This is a genomic window from Streptococcus oralis (assembly GCF_026782375.1).
Taxonomy (GTDB): Bacteria; Bacillota; Bacilli; order Lactobacillales; family Streptococcaceae; genus Streptococcus; species Streptococcus oralis_CL.
Window position 1 is genome coordinate 180,022 of the sequence record NZ_JAKUWJ010000002.1, and the last position, 23,294, is coordinate 203,315.

The window sequence follows — 23,294 nt, forward strand, 5'->3', positions numbered from 1 at the left end:
AAGGCTTGTCTCCCTCTCTTCTAGTTTTTCTTAATTTTTTAATGCCGCTAAATCGTTGTTAGCAAGGGCTGCTTCAACATCCGCACGGTAGGCTGCTTTTTCTTCATCAGACCAGTCATAGAATCGTCCCATTTCATCCAGAACTGGCTCCACAATGCTATCCAAACTATCACGCATGAAGAGCATGTGGTTGGTACGGCGAAGGAGGAAGTCAACTGGGCTCAGAGCCAACTCATTGCGCATTGCATAGTGAAGGGACAAGGTATCTGCCAAGCTGAGTCCTGGTGCTTGTTCCAAGCTGTGAGCAAGGGCAAAGACCTTCGGTGCATTTGAACCATAAAGATTTGCGAGATAGTGGGCTTCCTTGCTATCCAAGCCACGTGACACTCCCAGTTGCGCAAAGGCTTCGATTTCTGAGTCCACATTTGCTGGGTTCAATTCTCCGCCTGAAACAGGATAAGTCTTCGAGTTGATGAGTTTAAAGCTACGGTCAAATTCTGCTTTGAGAATATCAACTACGCGCTCCATAGCCCCTTCAGCCATCTTACGGTAGTCTGTGATTTTACCACCAGCAAGGGTCAAGAGGCCATTGTCATCACGGTCCAAGCTCGAACCACGTGAAACTGCAGATGGGTCCAAATGTTTCTCAGATGTGCTACTTTCAAGCTTGCTGACAGCAGACTCAACATCTTCACGCGTTTTTTCTTTCGATAGATAAGCCTCGACAGTCGCAATCAAGCTATTGAAGCTTTCGTCGCTAATGGTACCGTTATTTCCGCCGTTGTAGTCAGAAGCGCTATTGCCTGCGATCAATGGGCGAAGACCAGCCCAGCTGCTTTCGATATCATCAATGGTGATGTTGGCTTCTGGGAAGCGGTTGTTGACAATACCAAGTAGATAATCCACATCTTCTTGTGTTACTTTTGGATGTTCCAAATCGCCTGTGTAGTCTGTATCCGTTGTACCAAAGTAAGTCTTGTTTTCACGTGGGAGGACAAAGACCATCCGGCCGTCTCCCAAACCTGTATCAAAGTAAACTGGCTGTGAAACCTTGATCTTGCTTGAATCCACTACCAAGTGAACTCCCTTAGTTGGGCGCATTTGTGAGAATTGGGTTCCCTTATTGGACAAATTACGTACCTTATCGCTCCAAGGTCCAGTTGTGTTAATAACTAGGCGAGCCTTGATTTCAAAGACTTGGTCTGTCAACAAATCACGAGCTACAACACCTGTAATCTTGCCGCTTTCGTCAAAGAGGAAGCCTTCTGCCTTGACGTGGTTGGCAATTAGGGCACCGTCTTGGTTGGCACGTTTGATGTTTTCAATCACAAGACGCGCATCATTGTTACGGAAGTCAAGGTAAACTCCACCTCCTACCAAGCCTTCTTTCTTCAAGTTTGGCTGGCGTTCCAAGACTTCTTCCTTACTCAAGACCTTATTAGCAGCTGGCGTATTGCTGACACCTGCCAAAAGGTCGTATAAGTCCATGGCTACTTTGAGACGGAAGAGGCTAAAGGTCGCTCCATCTTCATCGTAAACTGGCAAGAGCATTGGATCTGGTTTTGGAATATGTGGAGCGATTTGTTGAACCACCGCACGTTCAGAAACTGTATCTGAGACCACTTCTACGTCGAATTGTTTGAGGTAACGCAGACCTCCGTGGACCAATTTTGTTGAACGGCTAGATGTTCCTTCTGCGAAGTCCTGCATTTCAATCAATCCAGTGTCAAGACCGCTGGCTGCTGCCTGCAAGGCTACACCAGCTCCTGTAATCCCTCCACCGATAATCAAGAGATCCAAGGTGCGTTCCTGCATTTTTTTAATTGACAATTCACGTGTTTTCTTTGAAAATTCCATATTTACACACTTTCTAACTGAGTCGCTTTATTCTTTCAGTATTAGTCGTCGATTTCCGCAAAGACTTGCGTTGCTTTCACAGCCTTCTTCCAGCCCTTATAAAGTTGTTCCTTACGCGATTCGTTCATCGATGGTTCGAAGAGTTCTCCTGTCTCGTTCAAGAGTTTCAACTCATCCAAGTCCTTCCAGTAACCCACTGACAATCCTGCCAGGAAGGCTGCACCGAGGGCAGTTGTTTCCAAGTTTTTAGCACGTGCGATATCAATTCCCAAGATGTCAGCTTGGAATTGCATGAGGAAGTTGTTCATGGCTGCACCACCATCCACCTTCAAGACTTGGATAGCTGTCTGCGCATCCACTTGCATAGTGTCGATGATGTCACGCACTTGATAAGCGATAGATTGCAAGGTTGCCTTGATAAAGTCTTCTTTGCTTGTTCCACGAGTTAAGCCAAAGACCGAACCACGAGCATTTTGATTCCAGTATGGAGCCCCTAGACCTGTAAAGGCAGGTACGACATAGACTTCGTCATTGTTGTGAGAATTGAGAGCATATTTTTCAGACTCTGGTGAATTTTCAACCATGCGAAGTCCATCACGAAGCCACTGAATGGCACTTCCTGCGATGAAGATAGAACCTTCCAAAGCATAGTAAACCTTGCCGTTGATTCCATAACCAATCGTTGTCAAAAGGTTGTTTTCAGACAACTGTATCTCTTCACCAGTGTTCATAATGATGAAAGAACCTGTTCCATAAGTATTCTTGACCATCCCTGGTTCAAAGGCCAACTGACCGAAGAGGGCTGCCTGTTGGTCCCCAGCCATACCTGAAATTGGCACTTCTCCACCGTAGAAATGGAATGGAGCAGTCTTGCCGTAGATTTCAGAGTTAGAACGAACTTCTGGAAGCATGGCCTTAGGAATGTTGAGGATTTCCAAAATATCATCATCCCATTTAAGATCCTTGATGTTATAGAGCATGGTACGAGCTGCGTTTGAGTAGTCAGTTACGTGAGCCGCGCCGTCAGTCAATTTCCAAACCAGCCAAGTATCAATGGTACCAAAGAGCAATTCACCCTTTTCAGCTCTTTCTTGCGCTCCCTCTACATGATCCAAAATCCAGCGAACCTTGGTAGCAGAGAAGTAAGCGTCAATAATCAAACCAGTCTTTTCATGGAATTTTTCCACATAACCTTGGCTTTTTAGTTGTTCAGCCAGAGGTGCTGTCTGGCGTGATTGCCAAACGATAGCATTATAGATAGGGAGACCTGTTTTCTTATCCCAGACGACAGTTGTTTCACGCTGGTTGGTAATCCCGATGGCCTCGATTTGACTTGGTTTCACACCACTTTCGATGAAAGCACCCGCGATAACTGACTGAACAGAGTTCCAAATTTCATTGGCATTGTGCTCTACCCAACCTGCTTGAGGGAAAATCTGAGTGAATTCTTTTTGACTAGAGCTGACCTTTTCTCCTTTTTTGTTAAAAATGATGGCACGAGAACTGGTCGTTCCTTGGTCAATGGCCATGATGTATTTTTCTTGTGACATGTGCTGTCCTCCTGATAAAATCTTGAGGGGGTCCCTCTTTACAGTAACTAGTATACAAAATAAAGCGCTTTCTTGTTTATCAATTTTTTTAAAATTTTAAAAAAATGTGAGGAGATTGTGCGAATTTCACAAAAAAGACCTGAAAATTCAGGTCTTTTAGGCAAATAGCATCTGACGAATCGTAGCTAAATCTTCGATGTCCAAATCATTTTTCAAATAGTAGACGGGTGTTTGTTCTTTCTTATGGATAGGGTTGTTAGTAATCAACAAATCATAATGTCGACTAGGATCATAGGCTTCAATAGTAATGAAACGATTGTACTCCAAATATCGTTTTAAAAGGGCTGACATTCTTGAAAAAACAAGGAAGCCTGCTGTTAGATCTAGCCCTATTCTCAGATGTTGACCACCATTTTCTGCCATATACTCGATCAACTGGAGCCATTCCCAGAGGATTTTTTTATCTAGATCCGTCCCCTGATGAAAGGCTGGCAAGGAGGCGAAAATTTTCTGAGCAATATCTCGAAAGTCATGCTCCATCAGCAAATAAGGGTGCCGATGCTCAATCTGATACTTGTATCGATCTTGCAAGATATAGCCCTTGTAGAGATAAACTTGACCACAAAGTTGACTCAGTTCATAAGTGATATGGTCCTCTGTATAGTCCCCTAACAGCTTCTCCTTCTTCATTTCCTGGATCATTTGTGTCAGTAAAGCCGCAAGTTCTCCCCCAAAACCGAGGATGTACTCCATGGTATGAAGAGGCAAAATGCGATGAGAAAGGAGGAAGGAGAAGAAAATCATCATCTCTCCATCCTCAGTTCCTAGAGGAATGTGCTGCCCACCAAAAAAAGAAGGAGCCTTGCCAAGTAGACGAAGGTAGAAAATATTGTCAAAATAGCCCCGCATTTTTTCTTCTATAACCTGAAATTGACAGGCATTAACCCGAAGGCGCTGTTGACTGATATGAGTCCAGAGAACCAAGTCTAATTTCTGACCCGAAGACAAGTTTGCACCGCAGATTTCTTCTAGGATAGCAATATCCTGCTTTCTCTCAGCTTTCTGCATATGCCTTTCCCACTCCTGACTGGACCAGACCTTGCGGAAAAGGCAGAAATAAAAGTAACGAATCTGATGCTCTGGACCTCGCCAACGACCATTTTGGATGGATAAGTCAAACTCTGACAAAATATGATTTAGACTAGCTAAGTGGCGACTAAGCGTGGCCTCGCTAATCATCAATTCTTGAGCCAGTTGATGGGCTAGGAACTGTTGGTGATAGAGAAGGTACACTAAAATTTGGTATTTAATGGCATTGTCTAGAAACAAGCTCCGAATCTCTCTCCCCTTTGTGGCAGTACCGACAGACAGACGCAGGCTTTCATCATCCAAGTGGATGGCCAGCTCTAATCCTCTTACCAAGGCATTTTCGTTAATCAGAGAGATGTACTTGGTTAGGGTCGCCTTTGAAAAACCTGTTTCTTCCATGACTTCCTTGACTGTTGTCTGCGAATCTTGTAATAAAAAGGAAAGGACTAAAAATTGACCAGATTCGGCTTTTTCCATCAAATCACCTAAATACATTTGTTACCCCTTTCATTTTCTCCTTCAAGAATAGCATAAATCTTTCAAATGCGGAAATAATCTGTTTCTCATTTTACTTTCAAGCTGATTTCCTCGTCCTTATTCCTCAGAAACAGCAAACACACGACTCCCCCTTTAGGCATTTTTATGCTAAAATAGTAGCTATGGATAAAATTATTAAAACTATATCAGAAAGCGGAGCCTTTCGTGCTTTTGTCCTTGATAGCACTGAAACCGTCCGCACTGCTCAAGAAAAACATCAAACCCAAGCCAGTTCAACCGTTGCACTTGGTCGAACTCTTATCGCTAGCCAAATTCTCGCGGCCAATGAAAAAGGAAATACCAAGCTAACCATTAAAGTTCTTGGAACCAGTTCTCTTGGTGCCATCATCACGGTCGCAGATACTAAGGGAAATGTCAAAGGCTATGTGCAAAATCCCGGTGTTGACATCAAAAAAACTGCAACGGGTGAAGTCCTAGTCGGTCCTTTTGTCGGCAATGGCCAATTTCTCGTTATCACAGACTATGGTACTGGAAATCCTTACAACTCCATGACTCCTCTCATCTCTGGAGAAATCGGTGAAGACTTGGCCTACTACCTGACTGAAAGCCAACAAACCCCTTCAGCAGTCGGCCTCAATGTTCTTTTAGATAAAGACGACAAGGTCGAAGTTGCCGGTGGTTTTCTTCTCCAAGTCTTGCCGGGGGCCAAGGAAGAAGAGATTGCTCGCTTTGAGAAACGTATCCAAGAAATGCCTGCTATCTCGACTCTTCTGGAAAGCGAAGACCATATCGAAGCTCTCCTCAAGGCCATCTACGGTGACGAGGCATACAAACGCCTATCTGAAGAAGAAATCCGTTTCCAATGTGACTGCAGCAAAGACCGTTTTATGAACGCTCTTGCCAGCCTTCCAAATTCAGACCTTGAAGAAATGAAAGAGGAAGACCACGGGGCAGAAATCACTTGTCAATTCTGCCAAACGACTTACAACTTTGATGAAAACGACCTGGAGGAACTCATTCGTGACAAATCTTAATACACCTTTTATGATTGGCAATGTTGAGATTCCCAATCGTACCGTTTTAGCACCCATGGCTGGTGTCACCAACTCAGCCTTTCGTACCATCGCAAAAGAGCTCGGAGCTGGACTCGTTGTCATGGAAATGGTCTCTGACAAGGGAATCCAATACAACAACGAAAAAACCCTGCACATGCTTCATATCGATGAAGGAGAAAACCCGGTTTCTATCCAACTTTTTGGTAGTGACGAAGACAGCCTCGCACGCGCAGCAGAATTCATCCAAGAAAACACCAAGACTGATATCGTCGATATCAACATGGGTTGCCCAGTTAACAAAATCGTGAAAAACGAAGCTGGTGCTATGTGGCTCAAGGATCCAGATAAGATCTACTCTATTATCAACAAGGTCCAATCTGTCCTTGATATCCCCCTCACCGTCAAAATGCGCACTGGCTGGTCTGACCCATCTCTTGCAGTAGAAAATGCCCTCGCTGCTGAAGCAGCAGGTGTTTCTGCCCTCGCCATGCATGGCCGTACCCGTGAACAAATGTATACAGGTCACGCAGACCTCGAGACCCTTCACAAGGTCGCTCAAGCCTTGACCAAGATTCCCTTCATCGCAAACGGTGATATCCGTACTGTCCAAGAAGCCAAGCAACGCATAGAAGAAGTCGGTGCTGACGCAGTCATGATTGGCCGTGCTGCCATGGGAAATCCTTACCTCTTCAATCAAATCAACCATTACTTTGAAACAGGAGAAATTCTCCCTGATTTGACCTTTGAAGACAAGATGAAAATTGCCTACGAACACTTGAAACGCTTGATTAACCTCAAAGGAGAAAACGTCGCAGTTCGTGAATTCCGTGGCCTCGCTCCTCATTACCTCCGTGGAACATCTGGCGCTGCCAAACTCCGTGGAGCCATTTCGCAAGCTAGCACCCTAGCAGAGATTGAAGCCCTCTTGCAATTAGACAAAGCATAATAGAAAAAACCGTAACTCGCTTGGAGTTTACGGTTTTTTTAGATTCTAGGAAAACCTAGATACTATTATTGAATCAAGGCAACGCTTGAAACTTTACCATCCGCACCTGTTGTAATTTGGATGATTTTTCCTCCACCGATTTTGGCATTATACTTACCATCATCAAGAGTGTAAGAGTAGCCTCTGATAGAATAGTTTTCTTTCTTTCCATCTGCAGTTTCTACTGTAAATTGGCCCCCTGATGAAACCGTAATAGTTTCGCCATTCGCTCCCTTCCAGTTGCCTGCTGCAGCTGAGAAATCACCATCCACCATGGTTAAAACTCCCTTGTAGCGTTTGTTGTGTTCTGCTTGCTTGTCTTGAAGTTTGCGGTCAGTTGTTGGATCATAGCTTGACTGGTTAGACTGGGCTTGAGAACCTTGCTGGGTTGACGGAGCCTGAGAAGGGGCTGGTTGACTAGGAGTTGCTTGTTCTTGTCTTGATTCAGGTGCTGATTTCGCTTGTGACTGATCTGCCGTTGTAGAAGACTGATCAGAAGATTCTTGAGCTTTTTCAGATGAAGCTGAGCTTGAAGATTTTTGAGTCTTGCTTTCTTTGTTAGAAGAAGCTGCTTTAGAACTTGATGATTGGCTTGTCTTTGCAGAGCTGCTGCTTTGAGTGGTTTCGTTTTTATTTCCACAAGCTCCTAGTAGCAAGGTAGAAGCCAATACAGTCGCTGCCATCAATTTGATATAGGTTTTCTTTTTCATTTTTCTACTCCTTTGTAACATTTTTGAAATGTTAGGAAATCTTTTTGTAATATAATTGTAACATTGGACTTTGAATCTGTCAACCATTTAGAGAAACTATTTTAAAAATTATTCTCTACTATCTCTATTCGTAATCGAAACGAAAAAATAGGAAATTTTTTTAGATAAGAGTCCTATTTTTTACACCACCTTTGTGTAATCGCTTGCATTGTATTAGACAAAGGAATATAATAACATTGAAATAGAATATAGGAGGTATGCTCTTATGCTAAATAAGTATTACAAGTATCTTCCTTGGTTGATTTTGGGAGCTATTGGCTCTTATCAATCAGCCACTTACTATGCGCGAACTGCATTTGATGTCTTCTATCTGACGATAATCTTTATGATTGTCTATATCGCTTTGTTATTTTTACATGAGAACTATCTCAAGTATCGATACAAAGACTTCTTTACTCATATGTTGAGCAATCCTAAGAAAGATAGGCACACCTAAAAGCAATCGCAACAACAAAACTATCTCATGATGGTACATAAAGAGGTCGGGAACTTTTCCCGACCTCACTTTTTATTTCAATCGATAGGTTTTCCTTGGTTTCTTTTTAGGCACTCGTTTGAGTCCGACTTCTTCTACATATTCGCCGTATTTTACGAGAAAGTTATTGCTGACGATTGGGCGACCAGGGTTGATGAGATTGACCAATTCAGTCCCCTCGTAGACAGTGAACTCCTCCTCCAGCAGATAGAGGAAGGTCGGATTCCAGTCGAGACGGCCTTGAATTCGTTTGATGGATTCTTGGATAATGGCATAATGGTCAAAGGCGAAGGCTTGCTCCTCCAGCTCGACTCCATCTAGGTAGCATTTGCCTGTCTGAAAATCGACATCTACAAAAACCACATCCTTGGCATCGTCACCTGCCTGAACGAGGTCTAAGGCACGACTAGGTAGGTACACTAAGTGGGCAATGGTCACTGTCCAGCCCCGGGGGTCACGCCCGGGAGTCGATACGGTCATCAATTGCTCGATTTTTTCCAAAGGTAGATCGAGACTAACTTCTTCTCTCACCTCACGCTGGCAGGCATGTGCAGCATCTTCCCCCTTGTCCATAAAGCCCCCAACCAAAGCCAAACAGTTCTGATAAGGGTGGGCCTTGCGACGGATCAGCAGGAGCTTGATCTTTCCTTCGACAAAGCAGTAGGCTACCATATCCACTGTCACACTTGGTTTTTCATATTGAGGGAGTTCCTGCCTGTAGTACCAGTCTAAAAACTCCTCCTGACTGGCATGGATTTCATAATATTCTTTTTCCGTCATCCCTTCTGGAATCTTTATGTCTGCCATCTTATGCCTCCTTTCGAACTGCCTTGGTCCATTGGTACCAACCCACTAGACTGTTGAGTGTGTAAACCCAGTACATCCCTTGGATGTGGATATTTTCACCCCACCAGAGATAAATACTAAAGAGATTGGTTGCAATCCAGAAAATCCATTGCTCACGGTAGAGACGTGTCATCAAGAGCTGTCCAACACCATTGGTCGCATCAGTAACACTATCACGGAAAGGGCGAGCGCTATTGATACTTTGATAAGCCAAGCCCATACCAATCCAGATAATGGCAGTCAAGGCCAAGTACTTGAGCCAGTCAATAACAGATAATTTCTTAGCTTCAAAGTGGGATTCTTCTGGTTTTTCCTGTTCATTGATACGATTGGACAACCAAGCATAGAGACCAATCGGCTGCATGACAAAGAAGTAAACGGTCGTCAAGACTTCACCATAAAAAGTCGCATTCATGGCCAAAATCAAATAGATAGCCGAGTTAATGGCCCCAAAGAGATAATTACTCGCACGCCCTTCTGCTACCAAGATAACACAGACAATCCCAGTCCAGGATGCAAACAAGCTCAACCAGTCATGGCTTTCTGTATTTTGCGTGAACTCTAAGATCAAGGGAACACTTGATAAGGCGATAAGATACAACCACTGGAAAAGGCTACGGCCGACAAAGAGATCTTTCCATAGCAAGCGCATGATTCCTGCAAAACCAATCTTACGGGCTTCAGCATGGACATTGTTAAAGTTTTCGATAAATTGTGTGATTTTTTTAGTTACTGTTTTCATAATTTTCTCCTAATCTGCTTGGTAAATGGCATCAATAGCCACTTTTGCTGCTTCATAATTGCCTAGATAATCCTCCGCTAGATAAACTAGTGGAATGGTGGTTAAGTATCGCTCCCTCATTTGGTCCAAATGCTGGGAAAAACTGTAGCGAATGTGGTCTTCTGCCATGGTCATATCTCTAAATCCGTCATTGACATAGGAGCCAACAGGCTGCACAAAGAGAATCAAATCCCATTTTTCCTTGGCCAAGATCGAAACAAAGAGATTGTCAAAGGTTTCTCCTGATAAGTCCCCTTGGTCCTCTGTCTCCATGTAATAATCATAGTAGCCCTTGGTTACCAAGGAGTTAGTATCGGCTATCACAAGGCCTCGATTGGCATTGCTGTCGATTAACTTGGAGGTCTGGTCATACTGCCCTAAAAGGAGATAATAGTAATCCTTTGGAGTCAATTCATCGTCCCGGACATTGTTTTTGATCTGGTACTCACGCGCGTATTCCAGACTAACGGGCGCATCGTAATACCTTGCCAAATCCTTGGCCAGAGTGGTCTTCCCATTACTGGCACTTCCCATAATCAACACTTTCTTTGTAAACTGACGACGGAAGGGTTGAGCGATGTATTTCCAATATTTGCTTGGATTTTCTCGAATCATAGTCGCTGAGATACCAAACTTTCTTTCTTGCAAGACAGTGCCAAATCCACGTTTAGCTAGTTCTTGCTGGTAGTCTGCTTCTCCCACAAAGAAAGTCAGTTCTTGCTGGGTTTCATCATAGGAAATCTCCGCTAACATCTGGTCCAACCACTCCTGCCAGCCCATAGGGTAACGGGGAAGGTTGGTCTCATCCAGCTTGCAGACAGAGGTCAATTCGTCATCACGAAAAGCCTCTCGGATATAGCGAAATCGTTTTTGAAGACTTAAACCTACCTGCTCCCCTCGGTCTCCCTCATATCCTGACACGACTACCCAGACCTGGTCACACTGACGCTTCGCTCGCTGGATCAGATCGATATGCCCTTGATGGAGAGGGGCAAAGGTCCCAAATACCACTGCTGTTTTCTTTTTCATAAATGTTTTACCTTTTTATAATTTTTGATATTTTTATTTTCTATGTTTTTATTATATACTATATTTTTGTTTTGTCAATAGTTTTTTATCATTTTTTATAAAAAAGTAGCAAAAAAGAATCAGGATTACTCCTGACTCTCCATTTTTAAGCAATATCAAATTTTAATTGACCAGCTTTAACACCAATCTTGAGAGTCTTGCCTGCTACCAGTTCCCCCTTAAGAAGGAGTTCTGCCAACTTGTCTTCCACCTCTGTTTGCAGGGTTCTGCGAAGTGGGCGAGCTCCCATTTCTGGATCATAACCTTGGCTTGCTAGTAACTTCAACGCTGAAGCTTGCAGTTTCAAGTCGATGCCTTTCTCTGCCAGGCTAGCAATTAATGGTTTAACCATGATCTTAACGATTTCCTGCATGTGTTCGCTATCCAAGCTATGGAAGACCACCTTTTCATCAATACGGTTAATAAACTCTGGTCGATAAGCTTTTTTCAACTCTTCAAACATGCGTTTTTCCATATTTTCCTGGTCAAAACGAATGTCTTTCGCGCCAAAGCCGATCGTCTTGTCATCACGAAGGGCTGTCGCACCAAGGTTTGACGTCATGATGATAATGGTATTTGAAAAATCCACCTTGCGTCCCTTGCTATCTGTCAAGACACCGTCGTCCAAAACCTGCAAGAGAACATTAAAGATATCTGGGTGGGCCTTCTCTACCTCATCAAAGAGGAGAACGGAGTAAGGTTTGTTGCGAACCTTCTCTGTCAACTCCCCACCTTCTTCGTAGCCTACATAGCCCGGAGGAGCTCCATTGAGACGGCTAGCTGCGAATTTCTCCATATACTCACTCATATCAAAGCGGATAAGGGCTGATTCGTCATCAAAGAGAACTTCTGCCAGAGCCTTTGCCAATTCGGTCTTACCGACTCCTGTCGGCCCTAGGAACATAAAGGAACCAATCGGACGCTTGTGACTGCGAATTCCTGACTGATTGCGACGAATGGCACGGCTAATACTTGAAACAGCTTGATCTTGTCCGATGACCCGTTTATGCAACTCTGCTTCCAAGTTCAGGTATTTCTTAGCATCTGTTTGCGTCAGCTTTTGGACTGGAATACCTGACAAACGACTCAAGGTGGTCAAAATATCAGATTCTGTCACTAAGTCTTTATAGACAGGGACTTCCTGCTCTTTTGCGATTAACTGGGCAGCTTGTTTCCACTTGCCATCCATCAAGGCCTTGTCAGCTGGACTCAAGTCGGATTCGTCTGCTTTCATCTGCTTGGATTTGTTTTGCACTGTTGCTGCCGCTTCATCCAATAGATCGATGGCAGAGTCTGGTAAGTGACGACTGGTCAAGTAACGATGCGCCATCTTAACAGCTGTTTCAACAGCTTCATCTGTGATTTGCACACGGTGGTGTTTCTCATAGGTCGCTTTCAAACCTTGCAAAATGGTCATACTGTCAGCTAAACTTGGCTCTTCAATCGTCACTTTGGCAAAACGACGAGAAAGGGCTGCATCTTTTTCGATGTGTTTTTGGTATTCTTCCTGAGTGGTGGCACCAACTGTTCTCAAAGTTCCACGTGCCAAGGCTGGCTTCAAGATATTGGCCGCATCTAGAGTCGAGTCAATACCGCTCCCAGATCCCATGATGGTGTGGAGTTCATCGATAAAGAGGATTACTTTACCGTCTTCCTCGATATCCTTGATGATATTGTTCATGCGCTCTTCAAAATCTCCACGGAAACGTGTCCCCGCAACAACATTCATCAAATCAAGCTCCAAAACGCGCATCTTGGCCATTTCCGCAGGTACATCCCCACTAGCAATACGCTGGGCAAGTCCAAGGGCCAGAGCTGTTTTCCCGACACCAGCATCTCCAACCAATACAGGATTGTTCTTTGTCTTTCGACTCAAAATCTGAATCATACGTGAGATTTCCTTGTCACGACCAATAACTGGCTCTAACTTGCCAGAGCGCGCTTGCTCCGTCAGGTCATGCGTGTAGTCCTCTAGACCGCCACTAGGATTCTGTGGCATGCCCATCATATTGGCCATGGAATTTTGCTTGTCTGCTACCGTGCGATGGCGTTGACGCAAAGCCTTAAGGTCTTCTCTTGTCCAACCTGCACGTTCCTCTAAATTGCGACGAAGAGCAGCAATTCTGACCTGATCTTTCTGGTCTTCATAAGAAAAGCCTGCTCTCTCCAAGATGCGAGTTGCCAAGGCATTGCCATCATGCAAAATCGCATAGAGGACATGCTCTGTCCCTAGCACCTTAGCATGGACCACTGAGGCCACATACTCTGCTTCTGCAAAGAGAACCTCCAAACGATGGGAAAAGGGCAATTCCGTATAGGTTTCGTCTTGGCTATAGTCCGTTTCAGTCAATTCCAAAGCAACCTCTTCTAAACGATCCATCTCGTATGGGTAATCATTTAGAGTCGCACCTGCCACACTGTAACTGTGATTGGACATGGCAATCAATAAATGCCAAGACTCTAGATATCGGGCTCCAAAATGGCCCGCAACCATGTAGGCACTTTCGATACATTCATTCAATGCTTTTGAATAATTCATCTTACTTCTCTTTTCTATCTACCTCTTGTAATAGTTGTCGGAGCATATTGGCACGGACAACTGAGGATTCTTCCCCTAGGACACGATCTGTTGCTACAGAAGTCAGCAAGGTCATCTCCTGCTTGGTCATCAAGTCCTGCTCCACCAAAAGCTGGAGAATATCCTCGTAAATCTCCTGACTAACTCGCTCACCAATCGAGTAAAGCAAATCGCGGAGCATCTCATGATGATTAGAAAACTCAATCCGTCCGATGCGAATGTAGCCTCCGCCACCGCGCTTGCTCTCAACCAAGTAACCTCTGCTTTCAGTAAAACGGGTCTTGATGACATAGTTGATCTGACTAGGCACAACCTGAAAGGTATCCGCCAACTGACTCCGCTGCAATTCCACGATACCAGACTGGTCTAAAATTGCCTTGATATAGGCTTCGATATGATCTGATGTATTTTTAAATCTCATAGTAAATCAAACTCCTTCTTTGAACCTTGACTATCTTTGACTATTATACCGAAATTTTTGATTTTTTTAAAGGAAAAGGGAACAAGTTGTGCAGATTATTATAAACTATCCAACACAAAAAGATGGGACCGTAAAACGGTCACCATCATTTTGCTTTATTCAAAGTTAAGATTAGTCAACTTTTTTAGCACGGTATACAAGTCCTGCCAAAGCTGCAAGAACTAGACCAAGAATAGTAGAGAATGCTGTAAAGTCTGCTCCACCAGTGTTTGGCAAATCTTTCTTAGGCTGTTCACCCTTAGGATCTTCCTTAGGCTTTTCTTCGCTAGGTGCAGTATACGTGTTAGTGATTGTTGGGTTGTTGTCAGTTACAGTCGCAACAAGTTTGCCTGCACCGTTGTCAACCACTTCAACTGTCACTTTGTAAGAATTCTCATCATATTTGATATTCTCATCGTTACCTTTTACTTCAGTAATAGTGTAAGTGTAGACACCTGCTTTGGCGAAATCAATTGCTTTGAAAGTAACAGTACCGTCTGCAGCGTTTGTAGCTGTCTCAAAGACTTTGTCACCTTCTTTAAGTTCAAACTTAAACTGACCTTCTGCAAGTTCGTTACCTTTCAAGACTTTCTTAGCTGAGAAAATTACTTGTGTTGAAGACGCAACATAAGTGTTGGTGAAGGTTGGGTTGTTGTCAGTTACAGTCGCAACAAGTTTGCCTGCACCGTTATCAACAACTTTAACAGTCACTTTATGTGTAGCAGTGTCATATGTCACACCGGCTTCGCTACCTGCTTTTTCAGAGATAGTATAAGTGTGCTCACCAGCTTCTTTGTAATCAATACCTGCGAAAGCAACTGTACCGTCTACAGCGTTTGTCGCTGTTCCGATTACTTTGTCACCTTCTTTAAGTTCAAACTCATATTTACCAGCTTCTAGAGCTTTACCATTCAAGACTTTCTTAGCCGTGATGTTTACAGTTGTTGAAGCTGCTTTATAAGTGTTGGTGAAGGTTGGGTTGTTGCCTGTAACAGCTGCCTCAAGTTGGCCTTGACCGTTATCTGTAACGTTTACTGTCACTTCATGTTTAGTAGTATCGTATGTCACACCTGCTTCACTACCTTCTTTTTCAGAGATAGTGTAGGTGTGTTCACCTGCTGCTGTGTACGTGATATCTTCGAAAGTCACAGTACCGTCTGCAGCGTTTTTAGCTGTCGCAACGACTTTTTCACCTTCTTTAAGTTCAAACTCGTATTTGTCAGCTTCAAGAGCTTTACCATTCAAGACTTTAGTAGCTGTGATAGTAGCTGTTGTTGAAGTTGCTTTATAAGTGTTTGTGAAGGTTGGGTTATTACCTGTAACAGCTGCAACAAGTTGACCTTGGCCGTTATCTGTAACGTTTACTGTCACTTCATGTGTAGCAGTGTCGTATGTCACACCTGCTTCGCTACCTGCTTTTTCAGAGATAGTGTAAGTGTGGTTGCCTGCTGCTGTGTACTTGATATCTTCGAAAGTAACAGTACCGTCGGCAGCGTTTTTAGCTGTCGCAACGACTTCGTCACCTTCTTTAAGTTCGAATTCGTATTTACCAGCTTCAAGGGCCTTACCATCCAAGACTTTCTTAGCTGTGATAGTAGCTTTTGCTGAAGCTGCTTTATAAGTGTTGGTGAAAGTTGGGTTGTTACCTGTAACAGCCGCCTCAAGTTGACCTTGACCGTTATCTTTAACGACTACTGTTACTTCATAAGCATTTGGATCGTATTCAACTCCGGCTACATCACCTGCTTTTTCAGAGATAGTGTAAGTGTGGTTTTCTACTGCTGCGTACTCAATGTCTTTGAAAGTCACAGTACCGTCGGCAGCGTTTGTAGCTGTGTCAACTATTTTGTCACCTTCTTTAAGTTCGAATTCATATTTACCAGCTTCAAGGGCCTTACCATTCAAGACTTTCTTAGCTGTGATAGTAGCTTTTGCTGAAGCTGCTTTATAAGTGTTGGTGAAAGTTGGGTTGTTACCTGTAACAGCCGCAACAAGTTGACCTTGGCCGTTATCTGTAACGTTTACTGTCACTTCATGTGTAGCAGTGTCGTATGTCACACCGCCTTCGCTACCTGCTTTTTCAGAGATAGTGTAAGTGTGGTCGCCTGCTTCTTTGTATTCGATTTCCTTGAAAGTAACAGTTCCGTCTGCAGCGTTTTTAGCTGTTGCAACGACTTTGTCACCTTCTTTAAGCTCGAATTCGTATTTATCAGCTTCAAGAGCTTTACCATCCAAGACTTTCTTAGCTTTGATAGTTGCACTTGTTTTAGCTGCTTTATAAGTGTTGGTGAAGGTTGGGTTGTTATCTGTAACTGTTGCTACAAGTTGTCCTTGGCCGTTATCTGTAACTTTTACCTTAATTTCGTGTTTAGCAGTATCGTATGTCACACCTTTTTCACTACCTGCTTTTTCAGTGATAGTGTAAGTGTAATCACCTGCTGTTTCGAACTCAATTTCTTTGAAAGTAACGGTGCCGTCTGCAGCGTTTGTAGCTGTCGCAACGACTTCTTCACCTTTTTTAAGTTCGAATTCGTATTTATCTGCTTCAAGCGCTTTACCGTTCAAGACTTTAGTAGCTGTGATAGTTTCTTTAGCTGGTTTAGCTTTATAAACGTTTGTGAAAGTAAGGTTTTCAGCACCTGTTGGAGTTGCGACAAGTTGACCTTGACCGTTATCTTTAACGACTACTGTTACTTCATAAGCATTTGGATCGTATTCAACTCCGGCTACATCACCTGCTTTTTCAGAGATAGTGAATGTACGAGTTTCTTCTTTTGTGAAGGTAAGTTTTGGGAATTGAATCTTACCGTTTGCATCGTTTGAAACAGTGTGGAGAACTGTTCCGTTTTCTTTCAACTCAAATTCAAATTGACCAGCTTCAAGAGCTTTACCCTTTAAGACTTTCTTAGCTTCAAGTTGAACTGTTGCTTTTTTAGCAGCGTATGTGTTTGTAAATTCTTTCTTAGAATCTTCAAATTTGACGCTCGCTAATTTTTCACCCAAAACATCTTCTACTGTTACAGTCGCTTTAAGGACGTTCGCATCATAAGTGTATCCAGGTTTGTTATCATTAACTTCTTTAATGGTATAGTTAAAAGTTCCTGCTTCTTTGTATTTGATTGCCTCAAACTTCACTTTACCATTTTCATCATTTTTGACAGTTTGTAAAACATTACCCTGATCATCTAGCAGTTGGAAACTAAATGCATCTTTTTCAAGAGTTTTACCATTAAGTTTCTTAGTCACTTCTAGAGCAACCTCATCCGATTTGGCACCTACACCAATACCGTCAGTAGTTGTAATTGGTGCAAAACCTTCAAATTCTATTGGTTGGGCTTCCTCGTTTGTAGTGACAGTTACATTGTTCAATACACGTTTAGTAACTGGATTGACTGGTTTAGTCAAACGAGTACGATACATGATATAAAGCCCTTTATAATCTAAGGTTCCATCACCATTAGGTGTAATTGTAAAATGATTTTTATCGGTTACTTGTACATGAGCCTTATCCAATTTTGTTCTTCCATAACCATTTTCCCAATCTGGGAAGTAGTATCCTGTAATGTCACTTGCAAGAACTTGCCCATCTGGAATAGTATCTTGGATATTAACACCAGTGTAAGATTTTGCATAGCGGTTAACACGGATACGCCAGTTTACATAGTTAGGATCACCTGAGTCTTGAACCCCCCATTTAGTAAATCCAGTTGGGTCAACGTCTGGAACGATACGAGTCAAATGGTAAACTCCTGCACCAGGAATGTTGATTTCATATTCCTTGTTCTTTTCAACATGGTCTGCCCATACTACAGTAAATGATGCAACAATTTGTTTGTTCTCATTAAACTTCTTAAAGTACTCTTCGTTTGTTACTGTAATCTTAGCAGTATTCGTTGCCTTCTCTGTTGTCAGCGATGCAATCGTTTCACCGTTCGGAGCTTTCAAATCTGTACTAGAATCTACTTCGATTTTAAACTCATTTGGAACGTGATAAACCATGAAATCACCGTTTTTCAGAGTTACATTGTCTGGGAATGCGTAAGTTGTTTTAAGATAGAACTTACCTTCACCATATTTGGCATGATCGACTAATCGGTTCGTATTAATCGTCGGTTCTGTAGTCAAAGTGTACTCTGATTCAGTTTTTTCTGCAGCACTAACTACTCCATTAAGTCTTAGTGCAGGCAAAAAGACCGACACAACCAGTAGCAAGGCCATCAAGCCACGAAAGAGTTTGCTAGTTCTCTTTTTCACCACATTATCCTCCTTATTGTCTATAATGGTTCAATTATATTATACAGAACCTTGACAGAATGTCAATTAAAATGATTCGGTTTTTATATTAACTTATTATTCATTTAAATATTAAGCCTAATCATGTATGTTCATCAGCTTTGAAACAATTAAATCCAGGCAAGGATTTCGCTTGTATTTAATATATACTAATTTCCTAAAAGGCTACGTATTTAATCCCAATTCCGCTAAGATTTGACGTTTATAGGCAATTTTTTGAACTTCCTTGTCTTCGCTCTGGGACCAATCTAGTTTAACTTCTGAAACAATCTGCCCAGGCCGATTTTTTAGGATATAGATGCGGTCACTGAGATTGAGGGCCTCCTCGATACTGTGGGTAATAATCAAGGTTGTCAGTTGCAACTGTTTGTGAATCTCCAGATACCAAGCATGGAGCTCCATCTTGATCATTTCATCCAAGGCGCTGAAAGCCTCATCCAAGAGAAAGAGCTTGTGTCCGAAAAGGTAGGTACGGAGCAAGGCCACACGTTGCCGCATCCCACCACTGAGTTCATGAGGATACTTGTCCCTTACGGCTGTCAACTGGAAGGTCGCAAGGATTTCATCCGCGCTAGCAATGGCTTCTGCCTTAGCAACCTTTTGAATCAAGAGGGGCAGGATAATATTGCCAAGGACTGTCTTATGCTCCAAGAGTAAATTCTTTTGTAGCATATAACTCACGCGCCCCTTGGGATTCTCCTCTCCATCAAGGACAATTTTTCCTGACTGGACTTCTAAAATCCCTGCGATTAGATTAAAGAGAGTAGTCTTTCCAACACCACTTGGACCTAGGATAGAAACCACTTCACCTGAAGTCACTTGTAGGTTAATGTCCTCTAAAATCTTTTCATTGTCGTAGGCATAGCTTACATGTTCTAGTCTAATTTCTGTCATTATTTTACAAATTCGTTAGTGAATCCTTTATCAGTCAAGTCTTCCTTGAGGATACCATTTTCTTTATCCCATTTGTAGAAGGCATTCCAGCGATCAGCATCAAATTGTCCCCATTTTTCCTTGTTGCTAGCATACTCTTTTGACAAGTATTTTTGAGATTCGATGACGAAATCACGTTTTTCCTTGAGTTCTGGGGCATTCTTGATCAGGATATCAGCCGCTTCTTCTGGGTGTTCCATGGCATATTGGTAGCCTTTTTTGATAGCTTGGATGACTTTACGAGCTTCTTCTTTATTGTCTTTGAGATAGTCGTTGTTTGCGATGATAACTGGTGAGTAGTAGTCAAACTCCTTGACATAGTCTTTCAAGTACATGAAGTTGGCGTCTACAACTTGAGATTTGGCAAGGATACCGTCCCAACCGTAGTAGATCCAAGCAGTGTCAAAAACGCCATTGGCAATTGGTGTAATCGAGTTTGAGTCGTTGTTTGGTACTTTTTCAACCTTTTCAAAGTCTCCACCTTGTGATTCTACCAAGGTTTTCAACATAGCCAGTTCCGTTGGGTCATTCCAAGTCCCGTGTGGTTGGTATTTGGCGTCCAGTCTAGGATAAAGTCAATCTTCTTAACTTCTGCTTCTTTGTTGTCCTTAGAAGCAGTTCCTTGACCACAGGCCACAAGCACGATAGCTACAAGAGCTGTTACAAGCGTTAAAAACACTTTCCATGTTTTCTTCATTTTCATTTCCTCTTTTCTTTTTCGAAAACGCTCTATTTTTAGGTACGTTTCCATTTAATCACATATTTTTCGCTAATATCGACCAGCTTCATACCCAGAAGACTGATAAGCGACACCAGAATAATAATCGCAAACATGGTATCATACTGAAACAGTTTTTTAGACTGAATCATGTAAACACCAAGACCTTCAAAACCTCCCAACCACTCAGACACCACGGTTGTGATAAAGGCGTAGGAGACACTGACCCTCAGACCTGCATAAAAGTAAGGCAGACTGACAGGGATTTTAAAATGCCACAGGATTTGCCAAGGGTTTGCTCGCATCAGACTAAACAAGGTCAGCATATCCTTGTCACAATGTCTAAAACCGTCCAAGATACTAACAATAATAGGGAAGGTTGTCGTCAGAATAATCAAGACAATCTTGGGCAATATCCCATAACCTAGCCACAAGACCAAGATAGGTGCTATGGCAATGGTCGGAATGGTCTGGATAACCACCATCATGGGATAGATAAGATCATTGAGCCAAGAGAGACTATCCATGAGCACAGCCATGAGACAGGCAATCAAGACACCCATATCTTATATGGAAATATAGTAACGCAAATACTAGGAAAAGTCACGGAAACTGCTTACAGAAAACTATGAAAAAGAGTTTGAAGGCAAATGCTTCAAACTCTTTCATAACTTTCTTATTTAGCTTCGTACCAAGTTGCTCCTTCATTCTCATCAGCAATGAGTGGAACACTGAGTTGGATGGCTTCTTCCATGGTTTGTTTCACTAGAGCTTTAACGGCTGCTAGTTCTGATTTCGGAACCTCAAGGACGATTTCATCATGCACTTGTAAGAGCATCTTGGTCTGATAACCGCCCGCTACTAAAGCCTTATCTAGTTGAATCATAGCAATTTTGAGAATATCCGCCGCCGATCCCTGGATAGGGGAGTTAATAGCAGTTCGCTCTGCAAAACCACGAATGTTAAAGTTGCGCGAATTGATATCTGGCAACTCGCGACGACGCTTGAAGAGGGTCTCTACATAGCCTTTATCACGCGCCTCACGTACCACTTCTTCCATATAGTTTTTGATCCCAGGAAAACGTTCAAAATAGGTATCAATGTAGGCTTTGGCCTTCTTACGACTAATACCAAGATTGTTTGCCAAGCCAAAATCTGAAATTCCGTAAACCACTCCAAAGTTGACGGCCTTAGCATTGCGACGATCGTTTGGAGTCACATCCTCAGGGCGTTCAATTCCAAAGACCCGCATGGCCGTCGAGGTATGGATATCTGCTCCCTCTTGGAAGGCTTTGATTAAGTGCTCATCCTTAGAGATATGCGCCAAAACGCGCAACTCAATCTGTGAATAGTCCGAGCTGAGCAAGACACTATCCTCCCATTCAGGGACAAAAGCCTTACGAATGAGGCGGCCTTGTTCCAAACGTACAGGAATATTTTGCAAGTTTGGATCCACACTAGACAGACGCCCTGTCTGAGTCAAATCCTGCACATAGCGCGTGTGGATTTTGCCATCATCCAAAATCCAGTCCTGCAAGCCTATCACATAGGTGGATTGAATCTTAGCAATCTGACGGTAGTCTAGAATTTTCTTAACTATCGGTGCAATAGGAGCCAGACGCTCTAGCACATCCACGGCTGTTGAGTAACCTGTCTTGGTTTTCTTGGTGTATTCTAGAGGAAGGCCGAGCTTTTCAAAGAGAAGCACGCCCAACTGTTTAGGCGAGTTGATATTAAACTCCTCACCAGCTAGTTCATAAATCTCCTGAGTGAGCTGCTCAATGACGACCTCATTTTCAGCCTGCATCTCAAGCAAGGTCTCTTTCTTGACTGTAATTCCAGCGATTTCCATCTTGGCAAGGACAAAAGCCAGAGGTTGTTCCATGTCATAGAGGAGATCTAACTGTCCATGTTCACTGAGTTTTTCAAGTAAAACAGGTTCGGTTTCAACCAATACCGCAACCTTGCGAGCTAGATGTTCCAAGAATTTTTCCCGTTCAGGAATTGCCTTCTTGACCCCCTTGCCGTAAAAGGTCTCATCATCGACTATGTAAGTCTGACCATAAAGACTTGCAATGGTTGAAATTTCATTATTCTCGACTGTTGAGAGTAAGTATTTTGCCAAGCGACTGTCAAAAGCAGGGGCCTGCAGGTTCAAGTCCAAGCGATTTAAAAGAACCTTAGCTTTCTTAAAGTCATACACTTTCAGAGGTGTTTTTTCTAGAAAATTCTTGAGAATAGGCTCCTGCAAGAGCTCAAGTTTATCTGTAGCGTAAAGTTTATCCCCACAAGACCAGGCAAAACCAATCAAGTCATCTGTATGGTAGTTTTCACCAAAAAGTTCAAAGTGGAAGATAGAGTTGGCACTCAGCATGTCATGACTGACATGGTCAACAATAGTGAAATCCAAACTTTCAGGCGCATCCGTTGACGAAACATTTAAAGCTTGCTTGAGTTGTTTGAAGCCCATTTCATCGTAGAATTTTCCGAGATTTTCCACATCCGGTCCACTATAGACCAAATCATCAAGGCCAATCTCAATTGGTGCCTGAGTTTCAATGGTCGCCAAGGTTTTAGATAGGAAGGCTTGTTCCTTGTCATTGATGAGATTTTCCTTCATCTTAGAAGCCTTCATCCCATCGATATGTTCATAAATACCCTCAAGCGAACCATGCTCCAGCAAGAGCTTGATACCTGTCTTTTCACCGATTTTCGTGACACCAGGGATATTATCAGACTTATCCCCCATAAGAGCCTTAAGATCAATGAACTGAGCTGGTGTGAGTCCCATCTTTTCCATGAGATATTCTGGGGTAAAGGCCTCAAACTCGGCGACACCTTTCTTAGAAATCTCAACTACCGTATGTTCATCCGTCAGCTGAATTAAGTCTTTATCTCCACTGACGATTGTTACATCAAAAGATTCCTTTTCAGCCAAGCGACCAAGAGTTCCAATGATATCATCTGCTTCATACTGTGGCAACTCATAATGGCGAATTCCAAGATGGTCTAGCAACTCACGAATGAAGGGAAATTGCTCACGAAACTCATCTGGAGTTTTAGCTCGGCCACCCTTGTAGTCTGCATACATCTCTGTTCGGAAAGTCGTCTTGCCTGCATCAAAGGCTACCAAAACATGACTGGGCTCAACCCGCTCTAAGACATGATTCAACATGAGTTGAAAGCCATAGATTGCATTGGTATGAAGACCATTAGCATTTTTAAACCGATCCAACTGCTGATAGAGCGCAAAAAAAGCTCGAAAAGCAACAGAAGATCCATCAATTAATAATAATTTATTCTTGTCCATACTCCCATTATAAAGGAAAGCAAGGAAA

Annotated in this window: 15 protein-coding genes and 2 pseudogenes; 3 read left to right on the top strand and 14 right to left on the bottom strand. The window is 42.9% G+C overall.

Going from position 1 to position 23,294, the window contains the following annotated elements:
- Positions 1-30 precede the first annotated feature (30 nt).
- From glpO to MK409_RS06515, 3 genes are all read right to left on the bottom strand, one after another.
- Positions 31-1,857 carry a type 1 glycerol-3-phosphate oxidase gene (gene glpO / locus MK409_RS06505; protein ID WP_268705731.1) on the bottom strand — a complete coding sequence of 609 codons (1,827 nt, stop codon included), beginning with the start codon at positions 1,855-1,857 and terminating at the stop codon, positions 31-33.
- A 41-nt stretch (positions 1,858-1,898) separates the two neighbouring features.
- Positions 1,899-3,407, bottom strand: coding sequence for a glycerol kinase GlpK (glpK, locus tag MK409_RS06510; protein ID WP_268705732.1), 1,509 nt, complete (start codon positions 3,405-3,407; stop codon positions 1,899-1,901).
- 156 nt (positions 3,408-3,563) lie between these two features.
- Positions 3,564-4,991 (bottom strand): helix-turn-helix domain-containing protein, encoded by a 1,428-nt coding sequence (locus MK409_RS06515; protein WP_268705733.1) that lies wholly within the window; start codon positions 4,989-4,991, stop codon positions 3,564-3,566.
- A 164-nt stretch (positions 4,992-5,155) separates the two neighbouring features.
- On the opposite strand from MK409_RS06515, the gene hslO reads away from it, so the two are divergent.
- Positions 5,156-6,028 carry an Hsp33 family molecular chaperone HslO gene (hslO, locus tag MK409_RS06520; protein ID WP_268705734.1) on the top strand — a complete coding sequence of 291 codons (873 nt, stop codon included), beginning with the start codon at positions 5,156-5,158 and terminating at the stop codon, positions 6,026-6,028.
- Positions 6,015-6,995, top strand: a complete 981-nt coding sequence (gene dusB / locus MK409_RS06525) for a tRNA dihydrouridine synthase DusB (protein WP_000183317.1) — start codon at positions 6,015-6,017, stop codon at positions 6,993-6,995. The genes hslO and dusB overlap by 14 nt, the downstream gene beginning before the upstream one ends.
- Positions 6,996-7,060: 65 nt before the next feature.
- Here dusB and MK409_RS06530 read toward each other — a convergent pair whose 3' ends face one another.
- Positions 7,061-7,744, bottom strand: coding sequence for a hypothetical protein (locus tag MK409_RS06530; protein ID WP_268705735.1), 684 nt, complete (start codon positions 7,742-7,744; stop codon positions 7,061-7,063).
- A 265-nt stretch (positions 7,745-8,009) separates the two neighbouring features.
- Here MK409_RS06530 and MK409_RS06535 point away from each other — a divergent pair, with 265 nt between their 5' ends.
- On the top strand, positions 8,010-8,240 hold the full coding sequence (locus MK409_RS06535) for a hypothetical protein (protein WP_268705736.1): 231 nt from the start codon (positions 8,010-8,012) through the stop codon (positions 8,238-8,240).
- A gap of 72 nt (positions 8,241-8,312) precedes the next feature.
- On the opposite strand, the gene MK409_RS06540 is transcribed toward MK409_RS06535, so the two are convergent.
- The 10 genes and pseudogenes from MK409_RS06540 to polA all read right to left on the bottom strand — a co-directional run bounded on the left by MK409_RS06540 (position 8,313) and on the right by polA (position 23,266).
- Complete coding sequence (locus tag MK409_RS06540) at positions 8,313-9,086, bottom strand: NUDIX hydrolase (protein WP_268705737.1); 774 nt, start codon at positions 9,084-9,086, stop codon at positions 8,313-8,315.
- Position 9,087: 1 nt separating this feature from the next.
- Complete coding sequence (gene pnuC / locus MK409_RS06545; RefSeq protein WP_215804229.1) at positions 9,088-9,867, bottom strand: nicotinamide riboside transporter PnuC; 780 nt, start codon at positions 9,865-9,867, stop codon at positions 9,088-9,090.
- Positions 9,868-9,876: 9 nt separating this feature from the next.
- Positions 9,877-10,935 carry an AAA family ATPase gene (locus MK409_RS06550; RefSeq protein WP_071851763.1) on the bottom strand — a complete coding sequence of 353 codons (1,059 nt, stop codon included), beginning with the start codon at positions 10,933-10,935 and terminating at the stop codon, positions 9,877-9,879.
- A 145-nt stretch (positions 10,936-11,080) separates the two neighbouring features.
- Entirely contained in the window at positions 11,081-13,513 is a 2,433-nt protein-coding gene (locus tag MK409_RS06555; RefSeq protein ID WP_268705738.1) for an ATP-dependent Clp protease ATP-binding subunit, read from the bottom strand.
- A 1-nt stretch (position 13,514) separates the two neighbouring features.
- Complete coding sequence (locus MK409_RS06560; protein ID WP_001211258.1) at positions 13,515-13,973, bottom strand: CtsR family transcriptional regulator; 459 nt, start codon at positions 13,971-13,973, stop codon at positions 13,515-13,517.
- 171 nt (positions 13,974-14,144) lie between these two features.
- The gene (locus MK409_RS06570) at positions 14,145-18,266 is read right to left on the bottom strand and encodes a Spy0128 family protein (protein ID WP_326845913.1); all 4,122 of its coding nucleotides are present in this window, start codon (positions 18,264-18,266) and stop codon (positions 14,145-14,147) included.
- 204 nt (positions 18,267-18,470) lie between these two features.
- The gene (locus MK409_RS06575; protein WP_268705739.1) at positions 18,471-19,199 is read right to left on the bottom strand and encodes an ABC transporter ATP-binding protein; all 729 of its coding nucleotides are present in this window, start codon (positions 19,197-19,199) and stop codon (positions 18,471-18,473) included.
- A pseudogene (locus MK409_RS06580) lies at positions 19,199-19,935 on the bottom strand (ABC transporter substrate-binding protein). Before MK409_RS06580 ends, MK409_RS06575 begins: the two are co-directional and overlap by 1 nt.
- A 38-nt stretch (positions 19,936-19,973) precedes the next feature.
- Positions 19,974-20,519 (bottom strand): annotated as a pseudogene (locus MK409_RS06585) (ABC transporter permease); the annotation flags it as partial.
- A gap of 113 nt (positions 20,520-20,632) precedes the next feature.
- Positions 20,633-23,266 (bottom strand): DNA polymerase I, encoded by a 2,634-nt coding sequence (gene polA / locus MK409_RS06590; RefSeq protein ID WP_268705740.1) that lies wholly within the window; start codon positions 23,264-23,266, stop codon positions 20,633-20,635.
- Positions 23,267-23,294: the final 28 nt, after the last annotated feature.